This window comes from Chamaesiphon sp. GL140_3_metabinner_50 (genome assembly GCF_025361915.1).
In the GTDB taxonomy this organism is placed as follows: Bacteria; Cyanobacteriota; Cyanobacteriia; order Cyanobacteriales; family Chamaesiphonaceae; genus Chamaesiphon.
Genome location: NZ_JANYJC010000286.1, coordinates 1 through 3134, shown reverse-complemented (window position 1 = coordinate 3134; position 3134 = coordinate 1). Strand labels below are relative to the sequence as shown.

The window sequence follows — 3134 nt, the reverse complement described above, 5'->3', positions numbered from 1 at the left end:
GTGGCAAGAGATATTCAAAGAACTTGAAATCTATGAGTTATTAATTCCCGCAGCAATCTTAGGTAGTTTCTCCTTTATCGGTATATTTTGCCTTCAAGTTTTACTTTACAAATGGATTCTGCTGGGTAGAGTTAAACCTGGCAATTATCCAGTTCATAGTAGTTTTGGACTGCGAAAATGGTGGGTGGATCGATTGATGAGTATGAGTTTAGATATGATGCCGACGCTCTACTCTACGCTCTACCTGCTGCCCTGGCTGCGAATGTTAGGGGCGAAAATTGGCGCGCGCACAGAAATATCGACCGCGACTAATCTTACACCCGATTTACTATCGATCGGAGCGGAGAGTTTTATCGCCGATACAGTATCTTTAGGTGCAGTAAAAGTCGATCGCGGGTGGATGGAATTAGCCCCAACGAAAATCGGTTCTCAAACCTTTGTGGGGAATGGTGCGCTAGTGCCAGCACATAGTACGATCGCGAGTAATTCTCTAATTGGTTGCCTTTCAATTCCGCCTGTGAGCGATACACCCATGCAGCCAGATACCGCATGGCTGGGTTCGCCAGCGATCTATATTCCCCACCGCGAAGTCATCGACAGCTATGAAGAAGCGCAAACCTATAAGCCACCCCGCCACCTGTATGCGATCCGACTGGCGATCGAATTTCTGCGCGTCACGCTCCCAGGGAGCATCCATTTTATCGTTCTCTTTACCTTAGAAGCTGGATTGACGATCGTCGCCGATGATAATTCAAGTTGGAAATGGGATGTGGTAATTTGGCTGGGGGTTTTCTTCTGGTTCCCGTTCTGTTATTTCCTAATTACCGCCCTGTCTGCCTTCTTCGTCATCGGCTTAAAATGGCTGGTAATCGGTCGTTATCGTCCCGGTACCATTCCCCTCTGGAGCAGCTTCATCTGGCGGACAGAGTTGATTACAGGGCTGTATGAAGCGATTATCGTGCCAGGATTTCTATTCTTTCTGCTCGGTACCCCCTTCGCGCCGATGCTGTTGCGATTGCTGGGGATGAAAATCGGGGACAATGTGTATATTGAAACTACCGATTTTACCGAATTCGATCTGATTACGATCGAGGATAATGTGATTCTCGATCGCGATGCTACGCTACAAACTCACCTATTTGAAGATCGGGTGATGAAACTAGGCAAACTCCATCTCTATCCCCGCACTCAAGTCGGCAGTTGGGCGATGATCTTATACAATACCGTGCTAGAACCAGATGTGGTAATTCAACCAATGTCTTTGGTAATGAAAGGTGAAAAATTGCCGCCAGCTACCACTTGGCAAGGTATCCCCGTTACTCGTACTTATGATTAGCTCGGCGATCGAAATATCACATATTCATACCTGCTCGTGAGTTGAATCGGAGCGACTAGGAAAAAAGTCATGGATATATAGTGACTTTTTTCCTAGTGAGGTTAGGAAGATTGTTTGTATCTTAATTGAGGTTTGACTTCTAGAATGAAGAGATAAGTTAAACTTCTAGTATTCAAATAAAATCTAAACGGGGGGGAGTAATGACCGATCGCAGTGCCGATATCTCAAATCTGGAGCGGAATCACAAATTAGATCCCGTTACCACTGCCAACCTGAATGATAAGTTAGCCCAAGAGCCAGTTCAATTAGATTTTAACTCGGCACTAACAGTTGTCGATCCACCGCTGTCATCAGGCAATACAGAGCAGCTAACAGCAACCAAACCCGAACGACGCTCGTGGGTGAAAACAGCCCTATTGTTATTAGCAGTCTTGGGAATTGGCGCACTGGGATTTGTGGGGATTCGGACTCTAAGTGGTCAAAATGTTGCCAAAGATAAATCTGCCGATCGCAAGCTCAAAGTTACCCCCGTATTAGTCGCTACCGCGATCCAAAAGACTGTTCCCGTGCAGGTTAGCGCGATCGGTACCGTCCAATCGGGACTGAGTGTATCGGTAACGCCCCAAGTCAGCGGGCGGATTAAGGGCGTATTTTTTAAAAAAGGTCAGGAAATTAAGAAAGGACAGCTCTTATTTACCCTCGACGAGCAACCCCAACAGGCGACAATTCAGCAGGCGCAGGGCGTAACCCTCAAAGACCAAGCCTCGGTTCAACAGGCACAAGCCACGCGGGATAAGGATACCGGACTGATTGCCACCGCCCAAGCTACACTCCAAAAAGATCTCCAGGCGATCGAGCAAGCCAAAGCTACACTAGACAAGGATAAGGGCGCGATCGCTCAAGCGCAAGCCACTCTTCAAAAAGATCTCGCCCAAATCCAACAAGCCAAAGCCGTTCTCGCCAAAGACATCGCTCAGTCTAAATTTGCTCAAGGGCAAAGCCAACGCTACGGAAATTTGTACAAACAGGGAGCTGTCAGCCTAGATCAAGCGCAGCAATACGCTGCCAATAAAGGGGTATCGGCAGCGAATATCCAAGCGGATACCGAGGCAATTAAAAACGCCGAAGCCGTTGCCCAGGGAGATCGGGTGGCGATTAGAAATGCCCAAGCCGTAGTTCGGGGCGATGAAGCAGCCATTAAAAACGCTCAAGCAGTAGCTCAAGGCGATCGAGTCGCGATCGAAAATGCCAAAGCCGTAGTCCGTGGCGACCAGGCGGCAATTCGCAACGCTCAAGCTGGAATGGATTCCGATCGGGGTGCCTTAAAAAATGCCCAAGTCCAACTCGGTTATACCAAAATATATGCCCCGATCGCTGGGCGGGTAGGCAATATCCTCGTGCAAGTCGGGAATGTTGCCCAAGCTGGTGGTAACACCCCACTGGCGACGATCGTTCAAGTTAGCCCGATTCAAGTCTCGTTTGCAGTCCCAGCCTCAAACCTTGCGGAAGTCCAAAAACGGATCAGTGGCGGCAAACTGCCTGTAGATGTCAAACTTGCCGATAGTGACAGCAAACCGATCGCCGGACAACTATCATTTGTCAATAATACTGTCGATAATACTACAGGCACGATTCAGCTCATCGGCGACTTTAATAATACCGATGGCAAACTGTACCCAGGTCAATATGTCAATGCTACGCTCACTCTGAGTGAAACGCCCAACGCGATCGTCGTACCGTCTCAAGCCGTGCAGAATGGCCCGAATGGTCAGTTTGTCTTCGTCGTCAAACCAGACAT

The 3134-nt window shown here is 48.4% G+C and carries 1 protein-coding gene and 1 pseudogene; both read left to right on the top strand.

All coding sequences use genetic code 11. The features are described from left to right. A pseudogene (locus Q0R35_RS13935) lies at nucleotides 1–1336 on the top strand (peptide synthetase); the annotation flags it as partial. Nucleotides 1337–1536: 200 nt separating this feature from the next. Continuing rightward, the coding region (locus Q0R35_RS13930; protein WP_295619318.1) for an efflux RND transporter periplasmic adaptor subunit at nucleotides 1537–3134 on the top strand (1598 nt) is incomplete at its 3' end.